The organism is Bacillus cereus group sp. Bce019 (assembly GCF_051781745.1).
GTDB classification, from domain to species: Bacteria; Bacillota; Bacilli; order Bacillales; family Bacillaceae_G; genus Bacillus_A; species Bacillus_A cereus.
Genome location: NZ_JBPWJX010000115.1, coordinates 1 through 274, shown reverse-complemented (window position 1 = coordinate 274; position 274 = coordinate 1). Strand labels below are relative to the sequence as shown.

Below are 274 nucleotides of genomic sequence, written 5' to 3'. Positions count from 1 at the left end.
GTCTCGTATCTGCATTGGTTCCGCAGAAAGCATCTACTACATAAATTTTCTTTGCAGCAGCAAGTTGGTTCAGCACTAAATCTTTACAAGACGCAAAAATTTCCGGAGTAGTCGGCAAGTTTACTTTTCCGTCCCAGAAAATCGTTTCTCTTGTAACATCATCCTGAACTATGTACCTGTCTTTAGGAGAACGACCTGTGAAAATTCCTGTTTTTACTGATACTGCACCAGATTCCGTAAGCTCAGCTTTCTCAAAACCTTGATTTTCAAGAGA

General features: G+C 40.1%; 1 protein-coding gene. It reads right to left on the bottom strand.

Features of this window, described 5'->3' with window-relative positions:
* The coding region (locus ACS2QP_RS27685) for a phosphoenolpyruvate carboxykinase (ATP) (protein ID WP_438883051.1) at positions 1 to 274 on the bottom strand (274 nt) is incomplete at both ends.